Below are 26,725 nucleotides of genomic sequence, written 5' to 3'. Positions count from 1 at the left end.
AGTTATCAAGTGTAGGTTGTCAGTCGTAAGTTTGCCGAATGCTTTCGTTCTAGCAGGTGGAGATTTCCAGCTGCTAGAACGGATAGACCCTGTTCTGTAAGAGCTAGTGCCGTTTTGTTTAAGGCATCAAACTTGTCCAAAAAATTCAGGGTGAGATGTTCCCAATCTCCAGAGGCAATAATCTCCTGCTTGTCACGGAAATAATCGAAAATATCCGATGGGTGCTGCCGCATCCGCTCAATGTCTGGATCGCCTCCCTCATGCTTGGCTGAAATATTCGGCACGCACTTAGCAAGCTCCATCAACTCATCTCTGCGATTGTACGGCTGTCGCACGATGCCTTTCCAAGTTTCAGTGATGTGATGCTCGAAGCGAACCTGTTGCTCGAAGTCCAAAGCTTGGCGAAACTGGCTAGTAATTTCAATCGTTTCGTTGTTGACCGAGTTACTCCAATTAAATCCAATTAATGGAGAGCTACCATCATCCCTGGAAAACAATTTTGCTCCAAGTAAAGTCCACAAAGCTGCATAGGGATTGTCGTTGCCCATAAATACAGAGATCTTGAACTCGATATCAACGCCGAGCCGATGGAGGAGATAGCCCAGTAGCACTGTCCCAGGATTGAGATTGAGAACTTGGCGAATGCCATAGTTAGTGTAGTAGTACAAGTACTCATCCAGCCATAGCAAAGCGCGATCGTTGGGCTGTCCAACACCACCAAAGTAACCCGCGATCGTTTCCGCTCCGCCGAGATGGACGTTCGAGCCATCAGTTCCTTTAGTATCGAGAGTGACGACAAAACTCGCGCCAATAATTTGCATAGCTGCGGCAATGGCAGGCAAGTCACCATCGGTTTCTTGTTCCTTCATCTGGCGGACTTGAATGAAACGTCCCGGCATGAGGGATTGTTGGGCGATCGCTCGTCGAGCTGCGGCAATTATCCAAGGAAAATATTGACAGGCACTAATTTCTAGCGTCACTGCATATTTGTCGTCAAAAGTCAAACTCTTTGCCTTGTTTCCTAGTACGTTCTGTCGATAATCGGCAATGCTGACAAATGCGCCCTCATCTGCTTGCTGTTGCAGCCATTGTAGATCGGTCAAATATTCGGGTCGAGTTTGTCGAACGCGCTCTAGCAATGCGGTCAGAGACGCAGCTTGTTTTGCCTTAGCATTAATCTCTTCTGGAGTCCCATATTTAGACACGACATCGAGGAAATTGGCGATCGCCTCCATATTTGGCTCGACTAGAATATCGTTAATCGCTTTTAGCCTTGCCGTTGGAATTTTTAGTCTTTCTCGCAGGTTCTCGATCATAGTAATTTTCCTCTTCAATAGGCAGCAGTCAAAAGTCAAAAGTCAAAAGTCAAAAGTCAAAACACTAACATAGATTTGCAAGGTGAGTTTTGAAAACAAATCCTACTGGAACTGGTCGCTGGTCACTGTTAAATAACTCCATACTTTTTCCCCACGCGAGCAAACGCTTCTACACATTGCTCTAATTGTTCTCGCGTGTGAGTGGCAGAAACTTGTACTCGAATTCGGGCATGACCTTGGGGAACTACGGGATAGCTAAAGCTGATGACATAAATCCCCTCATCGAGTAGCTCTCGCGCCATAGCTTGTGCGAGTTTCGCGTCGTACAGCATAATTGGTACGATCGGGTGAATACCAGGTTTAATTTCAAAACCGCGATCGCCGATGGAAGTCCGAAAGTAGCTGGCATTCTCCATCAATCTTTGACGTAATTCTGAGGTTTGGTTGAGTAAGTCCAATACCTTAATACTGGTGTAGACGATCGCCGGAGCAAGGCTGTTAGAAAATAAATAGGGGCGCGATCGCTGCCTCAGCAAGTCGATAATGACTTTATGAGCTGATGTAAAGCCTCCAGAAGCTCCACCTAGCGCTTTGCCCAACGTACTAGTGATAATATCTACACGACCTATGACACCACGATGTTCGATCGAGCCGCGTCCTGTTGCTCCCAAAATCCCAGTAGCATGACTATCATCTACCATGACCAGCGCATCATACTGTTCAGCTAAATTGCAGATTTGGTCTAGCTTAGCGATATCGCCATCCATACTGAAGACCCCATCCGTGACAATTAAGCGGATTTTAAGCGATTGGGTAGCTTGCAGCGTTTGCTCCAACTCCGACCTATTGCTATGGGCAAACCGATAACGTTTAGCTTTACACAACCGAATTCCGTCAATAATGCTGGCGTGGTTGAGTGCATCGCTAATGACCGCACACTCATCATCTAGTAGTGTTTCAAATAGTCCGGCATTGGCATCAAAACAGGAACCGTACAGAATAGTATCTTCAGTACCGAGAAACGCAGAAATCTTTGCTTCCAGCTCTTTATGTATGGTTTGCGTGCCACAGATAAAGCGCACCGATGACAAGCCAAAACCATATTTAGCAATTCCTTCCTGAGCTGCGGCAATAATATCAGGATGGTTAGATAATCCTAGATAGTTGTTAGCGCAGAAGTTCAGTACCGTCCGACCATCCTGAAGTTGGATTTTGGCATCTTGAGGCGACGCGATCGCTCGTTCCTCTTTGCGCAGACCGGATTGATGAATTTCATCGAGCAGGGATTGAAAAACAGAAGCTGCCGCTGTGGTCAACATGGCTACATTACCGAATGTCGGGAGTCGGGAATCGGGAATCGGGAATAAGTGGTGCGTAGTGCGTGGTACGTGGTGCGTGAGTTTTTGATTCTCCTCTGCTCCCCTGCTCCCTGCTCGTGCGCTCCCTTCTTAATGACTCCAGCTTCGCCAACATATCGCTGACGATCGCAGGTAAGTCATAGGTATGCTGCCAACCCCAATCGGCTCGTGCTTTGGAGTCGTCAACTGTACAAACCCAAGAATCCGCGATCGCTTGCCGGAAATCGGGTTTGTATTCGCAGGTAAACTCAGGTAAGTGCTTTTGGATTTCAGCTACGAGTTCTGCTACCGAGAAGCTGACTGCTGCCACATTGTAGCTGGTACGAACTTTGATGGCTGATAAATCTGCTTCCATCAATTCCAGAATTGCTCTGACCGCATCTGAGGCATACATCATAGGCAAGCGAGTCTCTGGGCGTAGGAAACAGGTGTAAGTTCCTTGCTGGAGGGCAGCATGGAAGATTTCTACGGCAAAGTCTGTTGTCCCGCCCCCTGGTGGAGCATTGTAGCTAATAATGCCTGGTAAACGTAAAGATCGCACGTCCACGCCAAACCGTTGCGCGTAGTACTGACAAAGTAGTTCGCCCGTTACCTTTGTAATCCCGTACATCGTAGATGGATCTGTCACGGTAATCTGAGGCGTGTCTAACTTCGGCGTATGCGCTCCAAATACGGCGATGGAACTGGGATAAAAGACTTTGAGTCGCTCGGATTTGGCTACCTCTAGAACATTTTTTAGCCCATTAATATTAATGTCCCAACAGCGGTCGGGTTCCTGTTCGCCCTTTGCTGATAGTAATCCTGCTAAGTGGTAGATTGTATCGATTTGATGCCGCTTGATAATTTTTTCCAACCGCCGACTGTCTGTGACATCCAACACTTTATAAGGGAATAACTTACTTTCCTGTGAGCGTGGCGATCGCCCGCTTTCCATGACGTGTGTTGTCCCATAGCGTCTTTGTAGGGCAACAACAAGGTCGCTTCCCAGTTGACCTCTAGAGCCAGTGACTAAAATATTGTTCATCATATGACAGTTATCAGTTGTCAGTGGTAATTGGTAATTGGTAGTTGAGAGTTGGTAGTTGGTTGACGGTTGTTTTTCTCCCTCAGCTCTCTACTCCCCCTTGTCCCCCTTGTCTCCCTTGTTCCCCTTGTCTCCCTCAGCTCCCGATCGCTCCCTTCTCCCCGACTCCCGACTCAGGAGGAAACAAACCAGGACATGTGAGGACAAAAACATCCCTAACTCCTAGTTCAGAAGTAGTCGCTTTGACAGGCGAAGTGTAGTGGAAGTATTGACTATCTCTAAAAACTAAAAATTCACCAGGATTAAGAATTTTGCTAAAAGCGGGACGACCATCTTTCTCTGGATAAAGGTGCGTTTCTCCCCCTTCAATTCCGGTTCTATTGACAGAGAAAATGCCGACGAGTTCGACTCCATCGCGATGAATTCCTTCAGGGGCAGGATTGCCGAGTTGCTGAGAAGAAGCTGTGGTTCTAATTTGATGCACTGCAACTTCATTGAAGTTGGTACAAAGCTGGCAAAACTGGAAAAATTCCCACACAATTTTTTGAAAATCTGCCGACGCAACTAGGCGCTCGTCGAGTTCTGGATACTCTCTGATAACATCTCCCAAAATTGGGTTATATGCTTTCGATTGAAATAGCTGCCTGTGGGGTAATTTTATCAGGCGATCGCCAGCTATTTGAAAGTGAGAAAGGTTTCTAAAACGATAGTTGCCTACTAAATATGGATCGGCTGGCAAGAACTCGAAAAATGGTTGTAATTGTTCTAGCTTAACAGCATTCACCATTTCTAAAACATAGCTGGCTAGACAATTAAATTCTTGTGGTTTTGATAAATTCAGCATAGTAAACTTCCTCACCTTCAATGGAGGATAGCAGTATTATTCAAACTAGTACATCCAATTTATTAATTAGCATTGGGCTATGCTAGACCTAATTTTGCTACTGATAGCAGCAAAAATTAACAATGATTTATAGATTTATAATGTAGACTCTATCTAGTCTTTTCATTCCTTTATAGAAGCCTCATCAATAGATATATGACAGAATGCGTGTTAGTAAAGAGGCTCTATAAAATGGGGGTTAAGATTACATTCTATCGTTAGGGTAGATACCTAGCGTTTCGATCGAGTCTACTAATTTAATTGTAGTTATATTTTTCGGCTATTGTCGATCCCTATAACTTTTGGCTGATATCTGTCATTCTTACTAACTATTTTGTTAATAAAAATTCATACAAGAATGTCAGTTGTCAGGTGTCAGTTGTCATTTGGAAAATAAATTAATATGAATTTTGCCGAACGAATGAGCCGCCTGGGGACGGAATCTGCTTTTGAAGTCCTTGCCAAAGCACAACGGTTGGAAGCTCAAGGACGTAACGTAATTCATTTAGAAATCGGACAGCCAGACTTCCAGACACCGATGAATATCTGTCAGGCTGCATTTCAAGCCATGAAAGATGGTTACACTGGATATGCTCCGGCGGCGGGATTACCTCAGTTGCGACAGGCGATCGCTCAATATGTGGCGCAGACAAGAGGCGTTGAGGTGCATCCCGATGAAGTCGTGGTGACACCAGGTGCTAAGCCGATAATTTTTTTCACTATTCTGGCGCTGGTGAACGCAGGCGATGAGGTAGTCTATCCCGATCCAGGTTTTCCCGTTTACGAATCAGTTATTAACTTCGTCGGAGGAAAGGCAATTCCCCTAGCTTTACGCGAAGAGGTTGGCTTTCGCTTTCGGATTGAAGACTTAGAACAAGCAATTTCTCCCCGCACGCAACTATTAATTCTCAATTCTCCCCAAAATCCTACTGGAGGCGTGCTGCAACTTGAAGATTTAGAGGCGATCGCCAATTTAGCAGAACGACATAATTTTTATATCCTCTCGGACGAAATCTACTCGCGCATCCTTTACGAACAAACACACCACAGCATTATGAGTTTGCCTGGGATGAAAGAGCGGACGATTCTGCTAGATGGTTATTCTAAAACTTACGCGATGACGGGGTGGCGCTTAGGTTATGGTGTGGCTCCCCAACTATTAGCTCAAAAGCTGGAGCAATTGACGATCAATTCTAATTCCTGCACCTGTTCGTTTACTCAAATTGCTGGGATTGAAGCACTGACAGGGACGCAAGAGTTTGTGGAACAGATGGTGGACGAATTCAAACAGCGAAGAGATTTTATTGTCGATGGTTTGAATGCGATCGCGGGTATTCAGTGCGTTAAACCTACAGGAGCATTCTACGTATTTCCTAATGTCAAACAACTTTCCCTCAGCTGTGATGCACTCGCAGATTACTTACTAGCAGAAGCCGGAGTTGCCGTACTTTCTGGTTCTGCTTTTGGTAAGTTTGGTGAGGGATATTTAAGGTTATCCTACGCTAACTCATTGGAAAATATTCGCGAAGCGCTCGACCGCATTCAAACTGCGATCGCTCGGCTCAAATGAGGCATTCAGTCTTCTTCGTCAGTTGTATACAATTAAAATGGATGCACGGTAATTTCTGACTTCTGAGTTCACCCTGTTGTAAAAAAACAGTTGGGAGAATCAGGATGAAAAACATTGCAGGAACCTTCAAGGGCGCTGGTGGATTAAGCCTCTATTACCAAAGCTGGCATCCCCAAGATCGATCGCGGGCTGTGGTGGCGATCGTGCATGGTTTGGGAGCGCATAGCGGTCTATTTCTACCTGCTGTAGAGTACTTAGTGTCTCTAGGTTATGCAGTCTATGCCTTTGATTTACGAGGTCACGGACACTCGCCAGGACAAAGGGGACATATTAATAGATGGACTGAATTTCGAGAAGATTTAAGCGCCTTTTTGCAGCAAATTTGGCAGCAAGAACCGAATTGCCCTTGTTTTGTCTGGGGGCATAGCTTGGGAGGTGCGATTGTTTTGGATTATGCTTTGCGATCGCCGCAGGGATTGCGGGGTGCGATCGTCACTGCACCAGCCTTGGGAAAAGTTGGAGTCTCGCGCCTCAAACTGGCGATCGGGCGAGTCTTTTCCCGCGTCTATCCACGCTTGAGTCTTAAGGTTGGCTTGAATCATAATGCTAGTTCGCGCAATCCGAGTATTATTTCTGCCTATAGTCAAGACCCCTTACGTCACGAATACGGTAGTGCCAGACTTGCAACAGAATTCTTTGCTGCCGTGGATTGGATCGAAAATCATGCTTCTGAGCTGCAAATTCCTTTACTGCTGCTACATGGCAGTGCAGACCAAGTGACTCATCCTGAAAGTAGTTGGCTGTTCTGCGAACGGGTCACTTATCCCGACAAGAAATGCTACGAGTATCCTGGCAGTTATCACGATCTTTATGCCGATACAAATTATCAAGAAGTACTTGTAGACATCGGCAAGTGGTTGGAGCAGCATTTGCAAGAAATGGATGACAGTCAAGCAGCGTGAGGTAAGAGAGTGGTGCGTAAAAGAATTAAATAATGTTACCGAAATTTCCTTTATTTCTATAAATTAACACCGGACAGTGAAACATGTATGTGACTCTCTTACAATGAATTTAGTAGCTTAAAACTCAGCCGTTAGTAAGCAAAAATTCCTGTTATTAGTTTGATTTGTTACTAAAGATAGATAAAATAGCAGCTTTGTGAAGTCATGAGTTAAACTGAGATCAAGCAATTCTTATGGCAGATCGTTCGATCCCTAAAGGGTTAGATATGCCAGTCTAACATCTTTGGTTACGTGTTCTGCTGTTAGTTCATATTAATTGGAAAGGAAAAACAGGGGAAATATCTAACTCAGGTGTGAGAAGTCGGCATCCAAATTTAATAATGCATCTGACTCTGTTTTCTAAAAACAAAACTCAATAATAAACTATTAGCTCGGGCGCTCGCTCGCAAATATTGTTGGCGATTTCAGCGGTGAATCTCAGTAAGTGTAAGGTGGGTAATGCCCACCTATCTGTAAAAGCTAATCAATAAAAAAACACAGAAAAACTTTATCGAGGGGAAGAGATTTCAGCTCTTCTTGGCGAAAATGTTGTGGTCTAACAAAATTTACACAGCCCCTCCCAACTCTGGGAATGTGTTGTTGGGACGCACATTGCCTTCATTATTAGATGAAGCCTGCGATCGCGTTCCCAATTCCCGTGCTTTAAACCAATGGACGGAACAAGGTTGGCAACCTTTATCCGAGCGAGCCTTTCGGACTGCGGCTGAAGAAGTAGCACTCGGTTTGTCGAACTTAGGGTTAGAGAAGGGCGATCGCGTTGCCCTCCTCATGCATAGCGATGTTAACTTTTGCATAGTTGACATGGGCTGCTTGCTAGCTCAACTGATTGACGTACCGATCGATCTCACCCAAACGTTAGAAAATATTGTTTTTATTACGCAACACAGCGAAGCCAAAGCACTGATCGTTTCTAACCTCGACTTACTCGACCACATCATACCTTACTTAAGCAGCACGCCCGATCTACAAATCGCGATTGTTGCCGATGTTCCCCTCGATTGGCAGGGACAATCCAAGCACCCTCGATCGCTCCAAATCTTTTCCTTAGCAGAGATACGGCAGCGAGGACAAGCTCAGATGTCAGACGAGAGGCGACAACAGCTACGCGCATCGCTAACAGCCAACGACTTAGCCACCATCATTTATATCCCTGGAGCCACTGGTAAGCCCCAAGGAGTGATGCTGACTCACGAAAATCTTTCTGCTAATGCCCTAGCAATGTTTAGTGGAATTCCCGATTTGGAACTGGGTGCAAAGGAGGTCGTACTTTCATTTTTACCCTTAACTCATGTTTTTGCCCGTGTCTTTTTCTACGGTCACATGAATTACGGGCATAGCGTTTACTTCACCACTCCTAACCGAGTGATGAAACATCTCAAAGAGGTACAACCAACAATATTTGCTACCGTGCCTCTGTTGCTGGAAAAAATCTATCAGCGAATTTTAGAAACAAGTAGTCAGGCTCCACAACGAGAGACAGCGAAGAGTGTCAAATATGACTTGCTGCCCCGCTTTCGGACTTTCGCCGCGCAGATGTTTCAGAAGAAACAAGAAACTCCACAGCAAAAATTCCGTTTATCCTCTCTGCGGTGGTTGCCCCCAACTCAATTCAAGTTACCGCATTGGCAAGCCTCTCTCACCGCTTGGAAATCGTTACAAACAGAACAAACTCAACGTCTGATCGATTGGGCGATCGCCCTTGCCCAACAGTACGAACTGGGACGGTCACCGAGCGGCAAATACGACTGGATGCTGAAACTAGCAGATCGGCTGGTATTTTCTAGATGGCGTGGTGTATTTGGCGGTCATCTCAAATATGCGATTTGTGGTGGTGCTGCTTTGAAAGCCGAGATTGCTAACCTGTTTGCTGCTGCCAGAGTCACGATTCTACAAGGCTATGGTTTGACAGAGACGAGTTCGGCAGTTGCCTGCAATCGGGGTTGCTTCAACCGAGCTGGAACAGTAGGAGTGCCTTTGCCTGGGATAGAAGTGGCGATCGCCTCTGATGGTGAAATTTTAGTCAGGGGACCTTACGTGACGCAAGGCTACTATAAAAACCCCGAAGCTACCCAGCAGGCGATCGACTCTGAAGGCTGGTTTCATACGGGTGATTTGGGAGAGTTTACCGCCGATGGTTTTCTGAAAATCGTTGGATTAAAGAAAAGCCACTTCAAACTTTCAACAGGTAAATACGTCACGCCACTACCGTTAGAACACAAGTTAGAACAATCTCCTCTGGTAGCAAAAGCCGTTGCACTGGGGGCAGAACGTAAATTCTGTGCGATGCTAATTTTTCCCGATTTCAACAACCTGCGCCAACAAGCTCAACTCTTGAAACTCGACCTACCAGATGCAGAATTATTGAACCATCCCTGTATTCTCGCCCTCTACCAGGCTTTAGTAGATGAAGCTAACTGCCATTTGCCTTACTGGTCTTTAGTTAAACGCTTTCAGCTCATCAACGCTACACTCAGCGTCGAGAACGGAATGCTGACCCCCAGTGGAGAAGTAAAACGCGCCAGGATCGCTGAAATGTTTGCTCGAGAAATTAATGCTTTATATGGTCAAGAAGATTCCAAACGACGAGAGACACAGCGTCACGAACAACTCAACCTATGTCCTCCCATACCTTCATCCACCTGTCCTGCGTATGCTCAATCGTTAAGTCAGGGAGTAGAGAGAATTCGGAATTCGGAATTCGGAATTCGGAATTAATCGATCGCACACTACGCATCACTTCATTACCAATTACCACTGATAACTGATAACTGATAACTGAGGTTTTAAAATTATGTTTAAGCCGTTCCGAACCGCTGCCGTTCTTGGTGCGGGAGTGATGGGAAGCCAGATTGCCGCTCACCTCGCCAATGCGGGTTTAACCGTACATTTATTAGATATTCCTGGCAAGGGGAGCAATAAAAACGAATTAGTTGAAACATCATTTAAAAAAGCCCTGAAGCTATCTCCACCTATATTTTTTACAGAAAAGACAGCCCGTCGCGTCATTTTGGGTAATTTTGATGAGCATTTTTACTCAGTTGCCGCAGTTGATTGGGTCATTGAAGCAGTGGTAGAAAATCTAGATATTAAGCAAAAGCTGATGGAACGCCTAGAGAGCGTAATTCGCTCGGATACAATCGTATCCACCAATACCAGCGGTTTACCAATCCACGCGGTCGCCCAAGGACGTTCTGAATCCTTTCGTCAAAGGTTTTTAGGTAGCCATTTTTTCAATCCACCCCGCTATCTCAAGCTACTCGAAGTTATTCCGACAACTGACACCGATCCACAAGTACTAGAAAGAATGAAGTGGTTCGGAGAGCTGCATTTAGGTAAAGGGGTCGTAGTCGCAAAGGATACTCCTAACTTTATCGCCAACCGAATTGGAATGTACGTCACCATGCTTGGTTTGCAGGCGTTAACGCAGGGATACACGATTGAGGAAATCGATACTCTAACGGGAACAATTGCAGGTAGACCAAAATCAGCCACATTCCGCACGGCGGATTTAGTCGGACTTGATACGCTGATGTACGTCGCTAGTAACCTCTATCCAGCTATTCCTCACGATGAAAGCAGAGAAGTCTTTCGCGTGCCGGAACTGTTACGCAAACTCGTAGAGACGGGGACGCTAGGAGCGAAAACGGGTCAAGGCTTTTACAAAAAGCAAGACCGACAAATTCTGTCATTAAATCCAGAAACACTCGCTTACGAACCAGCTAAGCCTTTAAACTTGGGCAATATTGAGGCGATTGGTAAGATTCCCGATTTAGGCGATCGCCTGCGGGCATTGTATCGCGATCGCGGTCGTGCAGGTGCTTTCTTCCGCGAGTCTATCCTTAAAACCTTGAGTTATAGTGCTTGCCGCATTCCCGAAATTGCCGACAATTCTGACGACATTGACAAAGCAATGCGATGGGGATTTGGCTGGGAACTCGGTCCTTTTGCAATTTGGGATGTATTGGGATTTGAAACCGTACTGGCAGATATGAAAGCTGCTGGAATTCCCGTGCCGGAATGGGTGATGCAGGGAGCAGGGAGCAGGGAGCAGGGAGTGGGGGATCAAATACCAATTACCAATTACCAACTACCTCTAACACCACTATGGCAAAATCCCGAAGCAGCATTGCTAGACATGGGTGACGGGGTGGTTTTGTATGAGTTTCGCTCGAAGGGTAACACTTTGAGTTTGCAGGTGGTTGACGGTTTAGCTGAGGTGCTGGATCTGCTAGAAAACGATTACCGAGGATTGGTCATTGGCAACAGCAGCGCTCATTTCTCAGGTGGGGCAAATCTGGCGGAAATCGCAATGATGGCGCAGTCGGGAAATTTTGAGGCGATCGCCGATCTGATTGTCAAATTTCAAACTCTGCTACAGCGGATTCATTACTTCCCCAAACCAATTGTTGCAGCAATTCAGGGGCGAGTATTGGGTGGCGGTTGCGAGTTAGTCATGGCGTGTCCGCAAGTCGTGGCAGCAGCAGAAACTTATATAGGCTTGGTGGAACTGAGTGTAGGTTTGATTCCTGGGGCTGGTGGCATTATGCGATCGGTGACTTGGGCAGCCGATCGCGCTGCCACAGAAGCGCCCCATCACATCCAACCATTCCTGCGGCAAGTGTTTGAAACAATTGGCATGGCGAAAGTCTCCAATAGTGCTTTGGAAGCACAAGAACTAGGATTCTTACCACCAACAGCCAGGATTTTAATGAATGGCGATCGCCGTTTAGAGGTTGCCAAAGAAGAAGTCTTATGTAGCGATCGCGTAGGTTACGCCTCACCCCCCGAACGCAACGCCATTATGGTGCTAGGTCGTCCAGGGAGAGCAATGTTGGACTATGCTGCCGATACCCTTTACCGAGGCGGCTTCATCAGCGAATACGATCGCTATTTAGCCAACCGTTTAGCCTACGTCATGGCTGGTGGGGAACTTTCTGCACCTGCTTTAGTTGATGAAAACTACTTACTGCAATTAGAACGGGAAGCATTTTTACCCCTACTCAGCCAACCCAAAACCCAAGAGCGGATTGCTCACACGTTGAAACATAAAAAGCCGTTACGAAATTAGCGGGAGTCGAGAGGAGTGAGGAGCGAGGAGCGAGGAGCGAGGCAAAGAGAGTAATGCGTGGTGCGTGGTGTGGAAAGTGTGGGAAGTGTGGGGTGTGTGGGATGTAGAGAATTTTGAATGCGTGAATTGTTTTGCTCCCCCAACTTCCCCAACTCCGCGACTCTCTCTTCTTCCCCTCACTCCTCACTCCTCGCTCCTCCCAACTACCAACTACCAACTACCAACTACCAATTATGAAAGAAGCCTATATTGTCAGCAGCATTCGGACTGCGGTGGGAAAAGCGCCACGCGGTACGCTACGCCACGTTCGCCCCGATGACATGGGCGCGGTGGCAGTCAAAGGCGCGATCGCTCGCGTCGAAGGACTTGCACCAGAATATATTGACGACATCATTATCGGCTGTGCGTTTCCAGAAGCGGAACAGGGATTCAATTTGGGTCGAGTTATTGCTCAGCGGGCGGGTTTGCCTGATTCAGTGGCGGGTTGTACTGTCAATCGTTTTTGTGCTTCTGGACTCCAGACGATCGCGATGGCAGCTCAAGCGATCGCCACGGGACAAGCGGAAATTATGGTGGCTGGTGGAGCCGAATCGATGAGTTTGATTCCGATGGGGGGACACTATCTCGCTCCCAATCCAGAAGTATTGGCAGAGACTCCACAAGCTTACTGTACGATGGGGATTACGGCTGAAAACGTAGCCCAACAGTACGGAGTTTCGCGCCAGGAACAAGATGTTTTTGCGCTGCGATCGCATCAGAAAGCTTTAGTTGCAATTCGGCAAGGTCGTTTTGCTGAAGAAATTATCCCGCTTCCGGTACGCGAAACTCTCTATATTGATGGCAAGCCGCAGGTCGTGGAGCAAGTTTTTCAGCTCGATGAAGGTCCTCGCGCCGATACCAGTCTGGAAGCATTGGCGCGGTTGCAACCTGTTTTTCGCCACGGTGGAGCGGTTACAGCTGGCAACTCATCTCAAACTTCGGATGGAGCAGCAGCGACGGTGTTAATGAGTCAGCGCTGGGTCAACAAATTCGGTGTAAAACCTCTAGGACGGATGTTAGGGTATGCAATCGCCGGAGTTCCCCCAGAAATTATGGGGATCGGTCCAGTTGAGGCTGTGCCGAAAGTGTTGAAGCAAGTGGGTTTAAGCTTGGACGATATCGGGTTAATCGAGCTGAATGAAGCCTTTGCCGCTCAAAGCTTAGCAGTAATTCGCAAGCTCGGTTTAAATGAGGAAATTGTCAATGTCAACGGCGGCGCGATCGCCCTCGGTCATCCTCTAGGTTGCACGGGTGCGAAGCTGACAGCCACCCTGCTGCACGAAATGAAACGGCGCAGCATTCGCTATGGTCTGGTGACAATGTGCGTTGGTGGTGGTATGGGAGCAGCGGCAGTGTTTGAGAATTTGATTTGAGTGAGTAGTGAATCGTAGGGGTGGGTTCACCCGAAATCTCTTTTCGTAGCAAAGTTACTTTGTAAACCCACCCGTACAAAGTGAGTAGCGTTGATTCAGTTGAGGTAAGATATGATGAACCCGATCGATTCGGCGATAACTTCGTTAAGCTTCGCTAACGCGCTCCCTGCACTAATTTTCCTATTTTTTGTACTGGGTTACATTGGCGTTCCTCTATGGCTGTGGTCGCTGTATTTTGTCCTGGTACTATCAGCGTGGAATCTGCCAATTTGGGTGTGGTTGCTGTTTGGTGTGGTGGCAACGATCTTGAATTTCCCTGTGTTACGGCGATCGCTCGTCACATCTCCCATCATTTCCGCTATTAAAGCTTTTAATCTCCTACCAAACATCTCTGCAACCGAACAAGCGGCGATCGAGGCGGGGAACGTTTGGGTAGATGGTGAGTTCTTTTCCGGTCAACCTAATTTTCACAGGATTAACAGCGAACCCTATCCCCAAGTTACGCCAGAACTTCAAGCATTTCTCGATGGACCAGTAGAACAAGTTTGCCGCATGGTCAGCGATTGGGAAATTTACCGTCGTAAGGATTTACCACCGGAAGTCTGGGCATATCTCAGACAAGAACGCTTCTTCGGGATGATGATCCCCAGAGAGTATGGCGGTTTGGGCTTTTCTAACTTTGCCTACAGCGCCGTGATGATGAAGCTGGCATCGCGATCGTTCACCCACACGGCGACAGTTGGAGTGACGAACTCCCTCGGTCCGGCGAAGTTGCTGCTGCGATATGGTACTCCAGCTCAAAAAGACTATTATCTGCCCAAACTAGCTCAGGGGGATGCAATTCCCTGTTTCGCCCTGACCGAACCCCAAGCAGGCTCGGATGCGGGTAGCATTACTTCTGAAGGAGTCGTGTTTCAAGCTGAAGATGGAAAACTCTATCTGCGCTTGAATTTCCGCAAACGCTATATTACTCTGGGCGCGATCGCCACTTTAATCGGACTGGCGTTTCGCCTCCGCGATCCAGAAAATTTGTTGGGTAAAGGAGAGGATATAGGCATCACCTGCGCTTTAATTCCGGCGGATACGCCTGGTGTGGTTTTGGGACGGCGACACGATCCGATGGGAGTTCCGTTTTACAATTCTCCGGTTGAAGGACATGATGTCGTCATCTCCATCGACCAAGTTATCGGTGGTGTCGAACAGGTGGGTCAGGGTTGGAAAATGTTGATGCAGAGCCTTGCTGCGGGTCGGGGCATCAGCTTTCCTGCTACCTGTACCGGAGTTGCTAAACTTGTCGCCAGAGTGACGGGCGCTCACGCAACAGTGCGACAGCAGTTTGGACTGCCAATCGGTCGGTTTGAAGGGGTTGAGGAACCCCTAGCTCGGATTGGAGGGCTGACATATTTGATGGATGCCGCTCGGACTTATACTTGTGGTGCAGTCGATCGCGGCGAGCAACCGGCGGTAATTTCGGCGATCGCTAAGTACAACCTGACAGAACTCTCGCGTCAAATTATCAATGACGGGATGGATATTCTCGGTGGCTCTGGTATTTGTCGCGGACCCAGAAACCTGCTCGCAAATATCTACATTGCCACTCCGATCTCGATTACGGTTGAAGGCGCGAATATCCTCACTCGCACGATGATGATCTTCGGTCAAGGAGCGATCCGCTGTCATCCTTACGTCTATGCTGAAGTTATTGCCCTCAAACAGTCGGATGTCTCGGCTTTCGATCGCGCCTTTTGGCATCACGTTGGATTCATGGTGCGTAATGGTTGCCGCGCCTTACTGCTGAGTCTTTCCCGTGGCTATCTCGCCCGTCCGCCTGTATCTGGAGCGACTGCTAAATACTACCGCAAACTCGAATGGGCAGCCGCGACTTTTGCTTGGCTGACCGATCTGGTTCTCTTCTGTTTTGGTGGCACATTGAAGCGGCGAGAAAAACTCACCGGACGATTTGCCGATATTCTTTCTTGGATGTATTTGGCAACAGCTACCCTGCGCCGATTTGAGGCAGAAGGTTGCACGGAAGATTTACCTTTTGTCCGCTGGGCAGTGGAATATGCCTTAGCTCAGATTCAGTTTGGATTTGAGGGAATTTTCAGTAACCTGTCCGTACCAATTCTCGGTAGTTTATTCCGAGGACCCATGACTTGGTGGTGGCGGCTCAATGCGATCGGTTCTTTACCCTCTGACCGTTTAGGCAGTGACATTGCCCGTAGCCTTCAGACACTAGGACAGCAACGCGATCGACTCACCGCAGGTATTTATCTTCCCACCGATTCGAGTGAAGCTTTGGGAAGATTGGAACGCGCTTTTCTCTTAACATCGCAAGCCGAACCAGCACTTAAAACTATCAAAGCTGCCAGTCGTGAAGGTAAGCTGCCGTCAGGAAAACCGGAGCAGCTAGTTACAGCAGCACGTGAGGCTGAGATAATTACTCTAGAAGAGGCTGAGCTAATTCGTGCAGCAGAAATTGCTCGTAATGAAGCAATTCAAGTAGATACATTTACACTTTTGGAATACCAACAAGGAGTAGAGGATCGACAAGAACAACTGAAACTGATAGATCGAGCGGCTTTGTTGCCTAAATAGTTGGAGGCAAAGGAGAAAAACATATGCTCTTTCGCCAATTATTTGATGCTGAATAAGTTATGAAACCATCGTCAATGGAGCAATTGTAGCATCAACTTTTTTTTCCCAAAGTCGTCTCATTAGCTTACCTTCATACCTCTGTTCGCGCAAACGTTTGTTATAGCTTGCTAATACGATGGTTTCTTCATATTTCCCAACCGACATGACTAGTCGATTGGGATCTCGCATTTGATAACTAAATATACTAGGCGCGCTATTGTGAGAGATACTTTTATTTGTAAATACGAGATTAGGATGCTTGGTATTGACACACCAAGACATGTAGTCTGAATCTAGTTTTTTACGATATTCCCAACTCATTTTGATTCCAAATTCAACTCGTTCTAGAGCGTGAATTTGAGCGATCGCTGATATTTCTGACTCATTTAACCAATCTACGTTTAGCGTTAGTAACGGAGAAACCCAAACCCCCGTCGAACGCAACCAATAATCGTATAACTGATAATGAAACGGCATAGTTGCATAAATTTCCTATGGAAAATCAACGCGATATACCGATCTCTACCAGCCGCGATCGCGGTTTTACGGATTATTTTAAAAAAATATTGACAAAATACTTAACTTATGTAAGAGATTGTACGGGCGGGTTTTCTCCGATAGCTATTCGTGTCAGGTAAATCTGTTGTCTAAACCTGCCCCTACTAATATTTGTGATTGGATGCTAAGAACAAGAGATCGATAATCTCGCCAAAACCCAAACCAAAAGCTGCTACAACTGCTAAAAACAAAAAAGTATTGAATCGACTAAAACCCGCAAATCGCATTTCTACATTTGCCAAGAATGTGATAGCCAAAGGTATAACAATAATCGGAATTAAGATCGATCGCGCCGCAGCTAAAGCAATTAACACGCAGATCAAAAGCATTGCAACAATTAGTAAAAGACCTTGAGAAGCAAATTTCATAATTTGCTCTAAAGCAGCAATACTTTTCCAAGATAAAGCTAAACCTACAGCTGCTATGCAAGCTCCAACAAACCAAAAAATGTGGTATGCAGAGAGATACCATCCCAATAATGCATATGCTAGCCAAAGGGCAACAACAGGTAGCAGAGGGATTCTATTTAGAAGTCCAGCGTTCATAATTGATTCTTAACTCTGCGATCGGGAACAGGTATAAAAGTGGTAGACAGCATGGAACTACCTGCATTTTAACTAAGCATCTGCAAACCCGCTTCTTACTGTAAGAAGAGTTAATTTATTTCGGTCATTAGTCATTGGTCATTGGTCATTGGTCATTGGTCATTTGTAGTTATTCTCCCTTGTCCTTCTTGTCTCCCTTGTCCTCTATTCCCTGCTCCCTACTCCCTAACTTCTCTGTTTGAGTGCGATGCGTAACTCCATTTGACTCGTGGTTTTGTCAGGGTTGCTGGCGGTGATGCCGATACCGCGAATGGAGTTGATAACAGCAGTAGCTTCTGGATCGATCGCAGTGCTTAAGGGTTTACTTGCAAGTAACGACATGGTTTTATCCATATCTAAGTAGAAGTAACCTGCATTAGGTTGTATTAAAGAACCAGTTGCAGCTTTGAAAACTTCGCTACTATCAAGAGACTTACCGGAAGGATTCGCGATCGCCTCTACAATCGGTTCGCCCACAGCGATAAACATTGTATCTCGATCTAACCAGCCGTGACCGACAATCGCACCTTGGGCGGGAACTTGCCATTCAGTAACGCTTTTACCATTAATATCCCTGGGAACGACAGATAAAAAGTTACTTCTAGCGATCGCATCGAGTTTACCAAGAGTCGATTCAGCCGTGGCGCGATCGCTAGTTTGAAACATCAGTACGCCGCCAAATCCCAAGGAAGCTAACATACCCTGACTGGATGAAATTGCACCAATGGCAAATTCTCCATCCATCCAGCCAAAAACATCTCGGTCTAGATCGAGATTGTAAGTTGTTTTGAGCGATCGCCTTGCAGAGTCCAATCCTTGCTTGACTTCCGGTAAATCTCTAGTTTGGTCAACAAACGCCGCCCAGGTGCGACTGATTCCCGCACCAGTCAATAAAGCCAGCGTATCGACGGGAAATCGCGTCACGACCTTACTAGGCGAGTTTTGATATTGTATGTTGATGGCATGAGGATTTAGCTGCGCGATCGCTTTCATCCGTATTCCCATATCATCTACACCTACACCTGCAACTACAGCTTTGACCGATTGCAACTGGGCTAAGGTTTGAGGAGGTAATCCAGCCGGATTTGCAGCTGTTAATTGTTGAACTGCGGCTGCATAATCGGGTAAATAAATTTGCGCGATCGGGTTTTTGAGTTGTAAGCTTTGGGCAAAAGTTCTGTCTATACCCGCTTTGGCAGCAAAAGAAGGTTCTCCTTTATAAGTATCGATCGCTTGTTCTACTGCTTGTTTGGTTGGAGCGAGAACGACACGACTATCAAGGATGCTACTGTAGATTGGTTCGCCTTGACTGGTTGATTCAGTAATTTTTTGTCCTTTGTAATCGAATTCTTGACTCGTAACTGTTTTATCGGCTTTTAGTTTCTTGCTAAAGTTCCAGGCACTCAACCCATTTTTGATTCCTAGTACTAGTAAAATATTCGATTGAGACGAGAATGGTGTTGCTTGTATTTGCTTAGCAGAACCAGGTGGTAGTACGGCAATTGTGACGCTACCCAACCAAGGTTTGATATCTTGTTCGTAATTAATATTAGATTTTGTTAATACTTGGCGATCGAAGTCTTGCAGGCTTTTTTCAACTAACTTTTCGGCTTCAGGAGTACCAAATTTCTGTAACTGCGCCAAATCCCTAGGATCGGTCGAAATAAAAGCTGCCATCAATGCTTCATCTGGCACGACTTTAGCACTTGCCAAAGGACTCGCACCACTGCCAAAATTTCCTTTAAAATACCAATAAGCCGCTGCACCTCCTACTACAATCCCAACAGCTACAACAGCAGGGAGCAAATTTGATTTTTTCGTCGGCATTTTATTATCCTTGCGATCGCCTCTGCTCAAATCTTGTCAATCATCTATACAAATGTCATTGTGGTAATTTCGGATAAATATTAGGGAGTAGGGAGTTGGAGGGGCAGGTTTATCGAGCCTAGCTACAATAGAACAAAATATTCAGCAGTTAAACCTGCCCGTACAGGAGTAGGTAAAATACTAATGACAACTCGTATGAATGAATCCAAGCAGCAAATTATTAAAGATTTTAATTCTAGAGCTAATTATGACAACGAGTTTCGCTATCATTTTGCTAGTTTTCTCGTAGAATTAGCTCAACTAAAACTAGGGCAGAAAGTTTTGGATGTTGCGACTGGTACGGGAATAGTGGCGATCGCGGCAGCAAAAATCGTAGGAAATGCAGGTTCTGTATTGGGAGTAGATATTTCGCCGGGAATGCTAGCACAAGCACGGCGCAAAGTTGAGATAGAAAAACTACAAAATATTGAATTGATTGAAGCAGATGCAGACAATTTGAATTTTGACGATAACAGCTTTGATGTGATTTTTTGTTCCGCTGCGATCGTCTATCTCACAGATATTTTGGCTTCCCTGCGTCAGTGGTATTGCTTTCTCAAACCAGGCGGAATAGTAGCCTTTTCCTGTTTTGCTGACACGGCTCATACTGCATCTATTTTATTTAGAGAGAAAGCACAACAATTTGGAATTACGGTTGACAATCCCAACGAACCGCTAGGTACTCCTGAAAAGTGCCAAGCTTTACTTCAACAGGCTGGTTTTCAAAAGATTGAAGTTGTAACTCAACAATTCGGTTTCTACTTCAAAGATGCAGAAACAGCATGGAACGCACATGCTAATAATGTTTACGGCTACCAGGTGTGTCAACTACCTCCAGACAAATTAGCGCAGCTTAAAGCAGAATACATGGCAGAGATCCATGCCTTGTCACCGGAGCAAGGATTTGGGCATGATGTTAATAGCTTGTTTGTTTTTGCTCGTAAAAGTTGAGTTTGAGATTTTTCATGATTAGTAACAGTGATAATACAATTAAACTCGATCAATTTTTAAAATTAATCGGCATAGCAGCAACAGGCGGACAAGCCAAACTAATAATTCAGGGAGGTGAGGTTCTCGTTAATGGCATACTGGAGACCAGACGCGGACGCAAGTTAAGATCGGGTGACAGTGTAACAGTAGCAGAACAAACTTTTGATGTAAATTTAGACGAGATTTAAATTTAATTAAAATCAGGCGATCGCATTAAGACACCAACCGCAACCTCCGCGCCAAATCCTTACACAACTGCGTTGGTTTACTCAAATCTGGCTTAATTAAACAGTCATCCGCAGCAAAATCATAGTCTGCTACCTCCAACTTTAACGCCCACTTGGTCAACGGCAATTTTCCCCATGTCTCTACAAACTCTACAACGCCTTTAGGTCTTTTAGAGCGTTCTACATTTTGCAATGCACAGGCAATACTCAGTTGATTAAATCCCCTAATCAAAGGATCGGGATAGGGAAATGGATCTTTTTCTCCTGCTTTGATGCGTCCAAAATACTCCAGCACACCTGAAGCTAGTAGAGACAGTATTTCTGAGTGATTTAACTTAGTTGGATCGTAGCTCATGGGTTTGATAGACCAAATGGGTCGCCCCATATCAAACCAGAGAGCGTGACTTTGCGTAACTTTGAATGTGCCACTATTTAGAGTGGATAGAGAAGTCAAAAGTCAGAAGTCAAAAGTCAAAATTTCCCGAATTCTAATTTCTGTACGGGCGGGTTTTGAGCTGAAATTTGGGGTGGCGGTTGTCAGATCGCTAAACCCGTTGCTACTGCTGTAAGGGCGGGTTTTGAGCCGAAATTTGGGGTGGCGGTTGCCAGACTCTCGCTAATCCCGCCCCTACGGTTCCTGATAACTGACTTATAAAATCCCGACTGCGTGCAATAGTCCTTTGCCAGTGATTAACTCGATAATCAGGGCAATAAAGCCGAGCATGGCAATTCTACCATTCCAAATTTCTGCCGAGGTCGTCATGCCCCACTGCCAGCGCTCTTGGGGGTACATTTTAACCCGCTTTTTCATTTGCGACACTTGAGACAGCTTAACGCTGGGAGAATTTAAGGCTTCGATGGTTAAATCTGCCATCCCATCAATAAACTGAGTGTGAGTGTTGAGCGCTGGAACGCGACGGAAGTTGTGTATACCTACTGACTCTGCAACTTCTCGATACTCCATATCAATTTCTTGCAGAGTTTCTATATGTTCGGAGACAAAACTGATCGGTACGACAACCATATCTTGCACCCCTTGCTGACCCAATTCTTGAATGGCATCTTCTGTATATGGTTGCAGCCATTCTACAGGACCAACACGACTTTGATAAGCTAAGGTGTATGAATTGGAGCGGTTGAGGGTCTGCATTATTAGCGCCGTACATTCCTCAATTTCTTGCTGATAAGGGTCGCCTGCTTCCTCAACGTAACTTTTTGGTACGCCATGAGCGCTAAAGAAGACATGCACTGCATCAGGGTTGGCAAATCCATCTACCTCTTGAGCAATTAACTGCGCCATTGCTTGCAGATAGCCTGGTTGCTTGTACCAAGAGGGAATAACTGTATATTCAATGCTGCTTAATTTGGGGTCTTCTAACCACATTTGTTGCAGCAAGCGGAAGCTAGAACCGCTAGTGCTGATGGAAAATTGCGGGTAGAGTGGTAGGATCACCAAACGGTCAATGCCATCGCGTTTGATCCGGGCGATCGCTTCTTCGGTGAATGGATGCCAGTAACGCATCCCAATATACATTTGAGTTGGTTGCCCTTTCTCTTCTAGTCGTGCTTGTAGCGCTTGTGCTTGGGCTTCAGTAATGCGCCGTAAGGGAGAGCCGCCACCTATCTGCTTATAGTTTTCTTGCGATCGCTTCGTGCGTACGGTTGAAATCCACCATGCCAGGGGTTTTTGCAGCCAGGGAAACGGCAGGCGAATAATTTCCGGATCGGCAAACAAGTTAAATAGAAATGGTCTGACATCCTCTAGTCGATCCGGTCCACCTAGATTAAGTAATAGTACTCCCACTCGACCCATAGCAGTTTTGTTACCCCAATTTCTTCAGCTTTGTTACTGATTTTAACAATACATCTTTTAACAATACATCTTTATTCGGAATATCGGTCAACAAATATTCATGAGGATTGAAACATGGCAACAATATTACGAGAATGGAGCTATCGCTATCAATGGTTTTACGATACAGTTTCTCGATTAGCGGCGTTGAGCGTGGGCGGAGAAGGAAAGTTTCGTCAATTGGCTTTGCAAAAATTAACAATTCAGCCCAATACTCAAGTTTTGGATCTTTGTTGCGGCAGCGGTCAAGCAACTGAAGTCTTGGTGAAATATTCTCAAGAGGTGACGGGGTTAGATGCGTCTCCTTTATCTTTGAAACGAGCGCAACACAACGTACCGCAAGCCAAGTTTGTAGAGGCTTTTGCTCAAAAGATGCCTTTTAGCGATCGCAGTTTCGATCTAGTCCACAGCAGCATGGCAATGCACGAAATGACAGCGAAGGAATTGCGAGAGATTGTAAGTGAAGTTCATCGCGTCCTCAAGCCAGGTGGCATTTTCACTTTGGTTGATTTTCACCCACCGACGAATTGGTTATTCGTGCCTGGAATCTATTTATTTCTGTTTTTGTTTGAAACAGAAACGGCTTGGCAGTTATTACGCGAGAATTTGGTTGAGTTGTTAGAAGAAGTAGGGTTCGAGTTACAAAATCGCGTTCTCCATGCAGGTGGAAGCCTGCAAGTGATTCAAGCGCGAGTTGGGCGAATGGAATGTGATACCACACAAACAAAGTTCGCCAGTACAGACTAATGTCTTAGTTAAAGAATTTAACCCGCGCCGGCGGGTTTTGCCTGTATAGCCGTGACTTCTAGTCGCCCTAAGACAATTACTATTACTAGTTACCCATTACCAATTACCATAAAATTTGAGGGTTGCATGACGAAGCATGATGAACACAACGGGTAAAGTTTACCTGGTCGGTGCGGGACCAGGAAGTATTGATTATCTAACTGTTAGGGCGCTGCAACTGTTGAGCCAAGCAGAAGTATTGATCTACGATGCTTTAGTCGATCCGCAATTATTAGAACTAGTGCCGTCAAATTGTCTCAAACTCGATGTCGGTAAGCGCGGCGGACAATCTAGCACCCCTCAAGCAGAAATCGATCGCTTACTAGTCGAGTATTGCCAAACAGGACAACAAATCATTCGGCTCAAAAGCGGCGATCCGTTCATTTTTGGACGAGCCGCAGCAGAAATTGAGGCATTAGTTACCGCAGGCTGCCCGTTTGAGGTTATACCTGGAATTTCTTCCGCCTTAGCCGCACCCACACTAGCAGGAATTCCCCTCACCGATCCGGTGATGAGTCATTGTTTTGCCGTGACAACTGCCCATGAACCAGAACTTGTCAATTGGGAAGGTTTAGCATCAATCGGAACCCTGGTGTTTCTGATGGGAGGGCAACAGTTACCAGAGATTGTCAAGCAATTAGTCAGACACGGGCGCTCGCCCCACACGCCAATTGCGATCGTGCGTTGGGCGGGAACCGCAAAACAGCAAGTTTGGACTGCCACCCTCGAAACAGTTGTAGCCCAAACCGATGGCTTAACTCTCTCACCTGCTGCGATCGTGGTTGGTGAAGTGGTTGGCTGGCGCGAGTATTTGCAACCAGATCGGGAGCGAGGAGTGTTAGCGAAGCGGGACGAAGTCCGGAGTGAGGAGCGAGGGGGATATAAGAGAGCTGGGGGAGCTGAGGGAGCTGAGGGAGCTGAGGGAGCAAAACTACGTCCGACTCCCGACTCCCGTACGGGCGGGTTTGGAAACCCGCCCCTACCGACTCCCGACTCCCGTACGGGCGGGTTTGGAAACCCGCCCCTACCGACTCCCGATTCCCCGCTTTTAGGTAAAACAGTCCTCGTTACCCGATCGCTGGGGCAATCGAGTCAATTTTGCGATCGCCTTGTAGAAATGGGTGCGACAGCTATTGAAATGCCAGCGTTGGAGATTGGTGCGCCTTCGAGTTGGATGGGGTTAGATAATGCGATCGCGCAGTTATCGGATTTTGATTGGTTGGTTCTGACTTCTACGAATGGTGTAGATTATTTTTTTGAACGCCTGTCAGCTAAAGGTAAAGATACGCGGGCGCTAGCAGGGGTAAAAATTGCTGTAGTAGGACAAAAAACTGCTCAGAGTCTTCAACAAAGATACTTACAACCAGATTTCATTCCTCCCGATTTTGTCGCGGATTCTTTAGTAGAAAACTTTCCTGAATCTTTAGCAGGTACAAAAGTTTTGTTTCCTAGAGTTGAAACTGGAGGACGAGAAGTCTTAGTCAAACAATTTACTGCTAAAGGTGCAGACGTGGTAGAAGTTGCAGCTTATGAATCTCGTTGTCCGCAGTCAATTGCTCCTGAAGCATTAGAGGGATTACAAAGTCATAAAGTGGATATTATTACTTTTGCTAGTTCCAAAACAGTCCGAAATTTTTGCCAACTTATAGCACCATATAACAACATTGATTTAGATGGAGTTTGTATAGCCTCTATTGGACCTCAAACCTCCAAAGACTGTATTTCTTTCCTCGGTAGAGTCGATATAGAAGCAGAGGAATATACTTTGGATGGGTTATTACAAGCAATTGTAGGTTGGGTAAGTAAAGGTTGAAAGATGAATTAATTGTGACTTACGACTTACGACTTACGACTTACGACTTACGAATCATTGGTCTTACTGGTGGAATTAGCACTGGTAAAAGTACTGTTTCTCAATACTTAGCAAATGAATATCATTTACCAGTTCTTGATGCAGATATTTATGCCAGAGAAGCCGTGCAACTTGGTTCGCCAATTTTAAATGCGATCGCCCAGCGTTATAGTACAGATATTTTACAGGCTGATGGGACGCTGAATCGTCAACAACTAGCGCGAATTATCTTTAACGATTCTACAGAAAAGCAGTGGTTAGAAGAACAAATTCATCCTTACGTACGCGATCGCTTTGAGCAAGAAATCAAGAAATTATCTGTTTCTACAGTTGTATTAGTTATTCCTTTGCTATTTGAAGCAGAAATGACAGATTTAGTGACAGAAATTTGGGTTGTTTCCTGTTTGCCGCAACAGCAAATAGGCAGACTGATACAGCGCGATAATTTAACTTTAGAACAAGCACAGGCGCGAATTAACAGTCAAATGCCACTATCAGAAAAATGCGATCGGGCTGACGTTGTTTTGGATAATTCTTCTACTTTTGAAGATTTGAAACAGCAGGTAGATTTAGCGATAAAAAAATTTAATGGTTAACGGTGAAGTTAGCTACCTTACCCAATCAAGTTGCTTTATTCATTAAGATTAGGAAACACAACAATAGATACAATTTTCTCTAAAAATTCTTAAATCTGCGGATTGCAGAATAGGTATCGCCGCGATCTCATAGGATTCTTCCATTGGCAAAAGTGCAAAATGGCAGATAAAATAAGACAAATGGCACAAATATCAGAAGTTGGAGGAGCTATGACAGTACCTACCCACAATTCCAAAAAAAAGGCTGCCAGTGGTATAGCTCAACCTACTGTGAAGTATCATGTCCTGCAAAGTGTTGCGAATACCTATGAACTAGATAGTCGCCAAAAGGAAGCTCTTTTTGGTATCCCTGTAAGAACCCAAGCTAGGTACAAAAAGGATGATTCTGTATTAAGTCCACTTATTGTTGACCGCTTGGAGCGTTTTAACCGGATTACAAAGCAGGCGATCGATCTGTTTGAAGATGAGGAGGAAACTAAAAGATGGTTGAGTACGCCGAAAGCCAGTCTCGACAACAAAACTCCTCTGGAAGCACTGACTACAGATGCAGGAGCGAAACAAGTAGAGCAAATACTCTATCGTGCTGAGTATGGGGTATACGGCTAGTGAAAATCTGGCGTATATGCAAAGAAAAACACAAAAATTCTGCTTTCTCTGGCGAAGGTGGTATTTATACTGCTGGTCGCTGGACACCTCAAGGTATTAAAGCAGTTTATACATCGGAAAGTTTAGCACTTGCAACCCTCGAAGTATTTGTCCACACTGAAAGCAACAAGATTCCTTTGGTTGGCATTCGTGCTTTTGTTGCAGATAACATTGCTGTTGAGGAAATTAAGATTGATGACTTACCGAACAATTGGCAAGAAGAATCTACTTATCCATCCTTGCAAGCAATTGGTGATGCTTGGTTGCGATCGCAACGAACTCCCATCTTAAAAGTTCCTTCTGCAATCATTCCATTCGAGTACAATTATATTCTCAATCCAGATCATCCAAGGCTTCAAATTTCAACCGACCCGCCTTTTAACTTTAAATTCGATCGGCGAATGTGGAAAAAAGCTAATCCTTGAATGTCTAGTTCGTAACGAGATTGAAGTTGCTTGAAAGCGCTCTTTCATCGCACA

General features: G+C 45.7%; 23 protein-coding genes. 14 read left to right on the top strand and 9 right to left on the bottom strand.

The annotated features are described in order from the left end of the window. Positions 1–5: 5 nt before the first annotated feature. From N4J56_RS12550 to N4J56_RS12535, 4 genes are all read right to left on the bottom strand, one after another. Positions 6–1,316 (bottom strand): hypothetical protein, encoded by a 1,311-nt coding sequence (locus tag N4J56_RS12550; RefSeq protein ID WP_317106751.1) that lies wholly within the window; start codon positions 1,314–1,316, stop codon positions 6–8. A 128-nt stretch (positions 1,317–1,444) separates the two neighbouring features. Further along, a complete protein-coding gene (gene kbl, locus N4J56_RS12545; protein ID WP_317106750.1) occupies positions 1,445–2,635 on the bottom strand; it encodes a glycine C-acetyltransferase in 1,191 nt (396 codons plus the stop codon). A 7-nt stretch (positions 2,636–2,642) separates the two neighbouring features. Next, a complete protein-coding gene (locus N4J56_RS12540) occupies positions 2,643–3,701 on the bottom strand; it encodes an NAD-dependent epimerase/dehydratase family protein (protein ID WP_317106749.1) in 1,059 nt (352 codons plus the stop codon). Between the two features lie 133 nt (positions 3,702–3,834). Then, positions 3,835–4,542: a 2OG-Fe dioxygenase family protein gene (locus tag N4J56_RS12535; protein WP_317106748.1), complete on the bottom strand. Its 708-nt coding sequence runs from the start codon at positions 4,540–4,542 to the stop codon at positions 3,835–3,837. Between the two features lie 442 nt (positions 4,543–4,984). On the opposite strand from N4J56_RS12535, the gene N4J56_RS12530 reads away from it, so the two are divergent. The 6 genes from N4J56_RS12530 to N4J56_RS12505 all read left to right on the top strand — a co-directional run bounded on the left by N4J56_RS12530 (position 4,985) and on the right by N4J56_RS12505 (position 16,251). Beyond that, positions 4,985–6,151: a pyridoxal phosphate-dependent aminotransferase gene (locus tag N4J56_RS12530; protein ID WP_317106747.1), complete on the top strand. Its 1,167-nt coding sequence runs from the start codon at positions 4,985–4,987 to the stop codon at positions 6,149–6,151. Positions 6,152–6,255: 104 nt separating this feature from the next. Then, the gene (locus N4J56_RS12525) at positions 6,256–7,113 is read left to right on the top strand and encodes an alpha/beta hydrolase (RefSeq protein ID WP_317106746.1); all 858 of its coding nucleotides are present in this window, start codon (positions 6,256–6,258) and stop codon (positions 7,111–7,113) included. Positions 7,114–7,698: 585 nt separating this feature from the next. Continuing rightward, on the top strand, positions 7,699–9,888 hold the full coding sequence (locus tag N4J56_RS12520) for a long-chain fatty acid--CoA ligase (protein ID WP_317106745.1): 2,190 nt from the start codon (positions 7,699–7,701) through the stop codon (positions 9,886–9,888). Positions 9,889–9,964: 76 nt separating this feature from the next. Then, positions 9,965–12,241, top strand: a complete 2,277-nt coding sequence (locus tag N4J56_RS12515) for a 3-hydroxyacyl-CoA dehydrogenase/enoyl-CoA hydratase family protein (protein ID WP_317106744.1) — start codon at positions 9,965–9,967, stop codon at positions 12,239–12,241. A gap of 233 nt (positions 12,242–12,474) precedes the next feature. Further along, positions 12,475–13,653 carry an acetyl-CoA C-acyltransferase gene (locus tag N4J56_RS12510; protein WP_410500489.1) on the top strand — a complete coding sequence of 393 codons (1,179 nt, stop codon included), beginning with the start codon at positions 12,475–12,477 and terminating at the stop codon, positions 13,651–13,653. A 114-nt stretch (positions 13,654–13,767) separates the two neighbouring features. Next, the gene (locus N4J56_RS12505; protein WP_410500488.1) at positions 13,768–16,251 is read left to right on the top strand and encodes an acyl-CoA dehydrogenase; all 2,484 of its coding nucleotides are present in this window, start codon (positions 13,768–13,770) and stop codon (positions 16,249–16,251) included. A 57-nt stretch (positions 16,252–16,308) separates the two neighbouring features. On the opposite strand, the gene N4J56_RS12500 is transcribed toward N4J56_RS12505, so the two are convergent. Further along, on the bottom strand, positions 16,309–16,767 hold the full coding sequence (locus tag N4J56_RS12500; protein WP_317106741.1) for a hypothetical protein: 459 nt from the start codon (positions 16,765–16,767) through the stop codon (positions 16,309–16,311). Between the two features lie 17 nt (positions 16,768–16,784). Between N4J56_RS12500 and N4J56_RS12495 the strand changes: the two genes are divergently transcribed. Beyond that, a complete protein-coding gene (locus tag N4J56_RS12495) occupies positions 16,785–16,928 on the top strand; it encodes a hypothetical protein (protein WP_317106740.1) in 144 nt (47 codons plus the stop codon). A gap of 24 nt (positions 16,929–16,952) precedes the next feature. Here the strand turns inward: N4J56_RS12495 and N4J56_RS12490 are convergent, their stop codons facing one another. Beyond that, positions 16,953–17,393 (bottom strand): hypothetical protein, encoded by a 441-nt coding sequence (locus N4J56_RS12490; RefSeq protein WP_039716300.1) that lies wholly within the window; start codon positions 17,391–17,393, stop codon positions 16,953–16,955. A gap of 225 nt (positions 17,394–17,618) precedes the next feature. Continuing rightward, positions 17,619–19,259: a DUF3352 domain-containing protein gene (locus N4J56_RS12485; RefSeq protein ID WP_317106739.1), complete on the bottom strand. Its 1,641-nt coding sequence runs from the start codon at positions 19,257–19,259 to the stop codon at positions 17,619–17,621. 183 nt (positions 19,260–19,442) lie between these two features. Here N4J56_RS12485 and N4J56_RS12480 point away from each other — a divergent pair, with 183 nt between their 5' ends. Together N4J56_RS12480 and N4J56_RS12475 are read left to right on the top strand one after the other, a co-directional pair. Further along, positions 19,443–20,249 carry a class I SAM-dependent methyltransferase gene (locus N4J56_RS12480; protein ID WP_317106738.1) on the top strand — a complete coding sequence of 269 codons (807 nt, stop codon included), beginning with the start codon at positions 19,443–19,445 and terminating at the stop codon, positions 20,247–20,249. Positions 20,250–20,263: 14 nt separating this feature from the next. Next, positions 20,264–20,476 (top strand): RNA-binding S4 domain-containing protein, encoded by a 213-nt coding sequence (locus N4J56_RS12475; RefSeq protein WP_015154921.1) that lies wholly within the window; start codon positions 20,264–20,266, stop codon positions 20,474–20,476. Positions 20,477–20,501: 25 nt separating this feature from the next. On the opposite strand, the gene N4J56_RS12470 is transcribed toward N4J56_RS12475, so the two are convergent. Further along, on the bottom strand, positions 20,502–20,969 hold the full coding sequence (locus tag N4J56_RS12470) for a hypothetical protein (protein ID WP_317106737.1): 468 nt from the start codon (positions 20,967–20,969) through the stop codon (positions 20,502–20,504). Between the two features lie 195 nt (positions 20,970–21,164). Beyond that, positions 21,165–22,328 carry a ferrochelatase gene (gene hemH, locus N4J56_RS12465; protein WP_317106736.1) on the bottom strand — a complete coding sequence of 388 codons (1,164 nt, stop codon included), beginning with the start codon at positions 22,326–22,328 and terminating at the stop codon, positions 21,165–21,167. Positions 22,329–22,442: 114 nt separating this feature from the next. On the opposite strand from hemH, the gene N4J56_RS12460 reads away from it, so the two are divergent. The 5 genes from N4J56_RS12460 (at position 22,443) to N4J56_RS12440 (ending at position 26,671) form a co-directional block, all read left to right on the top strand. Continuing rightward, positions 22,443–23,114 (top strand): class I SAM-dependent methyltransferase, encoded by a 672-nt coding sequence (locus N4J56_RS12460; RefSeq protein WP_317106735.1) that lies wholly within the window; start codon positions 22,443–22,445, stop codon positions 23,112–23,114. A gap of 136 nt (positions 23,115–23,250) precedes the next feature. Further along, positions 23,251–24,966, top strand: a complete 1,716-nt coding sequence (gene cobA, locus N4J56_RS12455) for a uroporphyrinogen-III C-methyltransferase (protein ID WP_317106734.1) — start codon at positions 23,251–23,253, stop codon at positions 24,964–24,966. 14 nt (positions 24,967–24,980) lie between these two features. Continuing rightward, positions 24,981–25,601, top strand: a complete 621-nt coding sequence (coaE, locus tag N4J56_RS12450; protein ID WP_317106733.1) for a dephospho-CoA kinase — start codon at positions 24,981–24,983, stop codon at positions 25,599–25,601. 159 nt (positions 25,602–25,760) lie between these two features. Next, positions 25,761–26,207: an antitoxin Xre/MbcA/ParS toxin-binding domain-containing protein gene (locus N4J56_RS12445; protein WP_317106732.1), complete on the top strand. Its 447-nt coding sequence runs from the start codon at positions 25,761–25,763 to the stop codon at positions 26,205–26,207. Beyond that, positions 26,207–26,671, top strand: coding sequence for an RES family NAD+ phosphorylase (locus tag N4J56_RS12440; protein WP_317106731.1), 465 nt, complete (start codon positions 26,207–26,209; stop codon positions 26,669–26,671). The genes N4J56_RS12445 and N4J56_RS12440 overlap by 1 nt, the downstream gene beginning before the upstream one ends. Positions 26,672–26,725: the final 54 nt, after the last annotated feature.

This window comes from Chroococcidiopsis sp. SAG 2025 (assembly GCF_032860985.1).
Classification (GTDB): domain Bacteria; phylum Cyanobacteriota; class Cyanobacteriia; order Cyanobacteriales; family Chroococcidiopsidaceae; genus Chroococcidiopsis.
Note: the sequence above shows the minus strand (reverse complement) of the source record. Positions and strands in the feature narration are given on the sequence as shown.

Excerpts from the sequence above, each read along its gene's own strand:
- N4J56_RS12490 (WP_039716300.1), bottom strand. The coding sequence starts at position 17,393 with ATGAACGCTGGACTTCTAAATAGAATCCCTCTGCTACCTGTTGTTGCC.
- N4J56_RS12520 (WP_317106745.1), top strand. The coding sequence starts at position 7,699 with ATGTTGTGGTCTAACAAAATTTACACAGCCCCTCCCAACTCTGGGAAT.
- N4J56_RS12495 (WP_317106740.1), top strand. The coding sequence starts at position 16,785 with ATGGAAAATCAACGCGATATACCGATCTCTACCAGCCGCGATCGCGGT.
- N4J56_RS12530 (WP_317106747.1), top strand. The coding sequence starts at position 4,985 with ATGAATTTTGCCGAACGAATGAGCCGCCTGGGGACGGAATCTGCTTTT.
- N4J56_RS12525 (WP_317106746.1), top strand. The coding sequence starts at position 6,256 with ATGAAAAACATTGCAGGAACCTTCAAGGGCGCTGGTGGATTAAGCCTC.
- N4J56_RS12515 (WP_317106744.1), top strand. The coding sequence starts at position 9,965 with ATGTTTAAGCCGTTCCGAACCGCTGCCGTTCTTGGTGCGGGAGTGATG.
- N4J56_RS12445 (WP_317106732.1), top strand. The coding sequence starts at position 25,761 with ATGGCAGATAAAATAAGACAAATGGCACAAATATCAGAAGTTGGAGGA.
- N4J56_RS12535 (WP_317106748.1), bottom strand. The coding sequence starts at position 4,542 with ATGCTGAATTTATCAAAACCACAAGAATTTAATTGTCTAGCCAGCTAT.
- kbl (WP_317106750.1), bottom strand. The coding sequence starts at position 2,635 with ATGTTGACCACAGCGGCAGCTTCTGTTTTTCAATCCCTGCTCGATGAA.
- N4J56_RS12500 (WP_317106741.1), bottom strand. The coding sequence starts at position 16,767 with ATGCCGTTTCATTATCAGTTATACGATTATTGGTTGCGTTCGACGGGG.
- N4J56_RS12480 (WP_317106738.1), top strand. The coding sequence starts at position 19,443 with ATGACAACTCGTATGAATGAATCCAAGCAGCAAATTATTAAAGATTTT.
- N4J56_RS12510 (WP_410500489.1), top strand. The coding sequence starts at position 12,475 with ATGAAAGAAGCCTATATTGTCAGCAGCATTCGGACTGCGGTGGGAAAA.
- N4J56_RS12550 (WP_317106751.1), bottom strand. The coding sequence starts at position 1,316 with ATGATCGAGAACCTGCGAGAAAGACTAAAAATTCCAACGGCAAGGCTA.
- N4J56_RS12475 (WP_015154921.1), top strand. The coding sequence starts at position 20,264 with ATGATTAGTAACAGTGATAATACAATTAAACTCGATCAATTTTTAAAA.
- N4J56_RS12460 (WP_317106735.1), top strand. The coding sequence starts at position 22,443 with ATGGCAACAATATTACGAGAATGGAGCTATCGCTATCAATGGTTTTAC.
- cobA (WP_317106734.1), top strand. The coding sequence starts at position 23,251 with ATGATGAACACAACGGGTAAAGTTTACCTGGTCGGTGCGGGACCAGGA.
- hemH (WP_317106736.1), bottom strand. The coding sequence starts at position 22,328 with ATGGGTCGAGTGGGAGTACTATTACTTAATCTAGGTGGACCGGATCGA.
- N4J56_RS12505 (WP_410500488.1), top strand. The coding sequence starts at position 13,768 with ATGAACCCGATCGATTCGGCGATAACTTCGTTAAGCTTCGCTAACGCG.
- N4J56_RS12540 (WP_317106749.1), bottom strand. The coding sequence starts at position 3,701 with ATGATGAACAATATTTTAGTCACTGGCTCTAGAGGTCAACTGGGAAGC.
- N4J56_RS12485 (WP_317106739.1), bottom strand. The coding sequence starts at position 19,259 with ATGCCGACGAAAAAATCAAATTTGCTCCCTGCTGTTGTAGCTGTTGGG.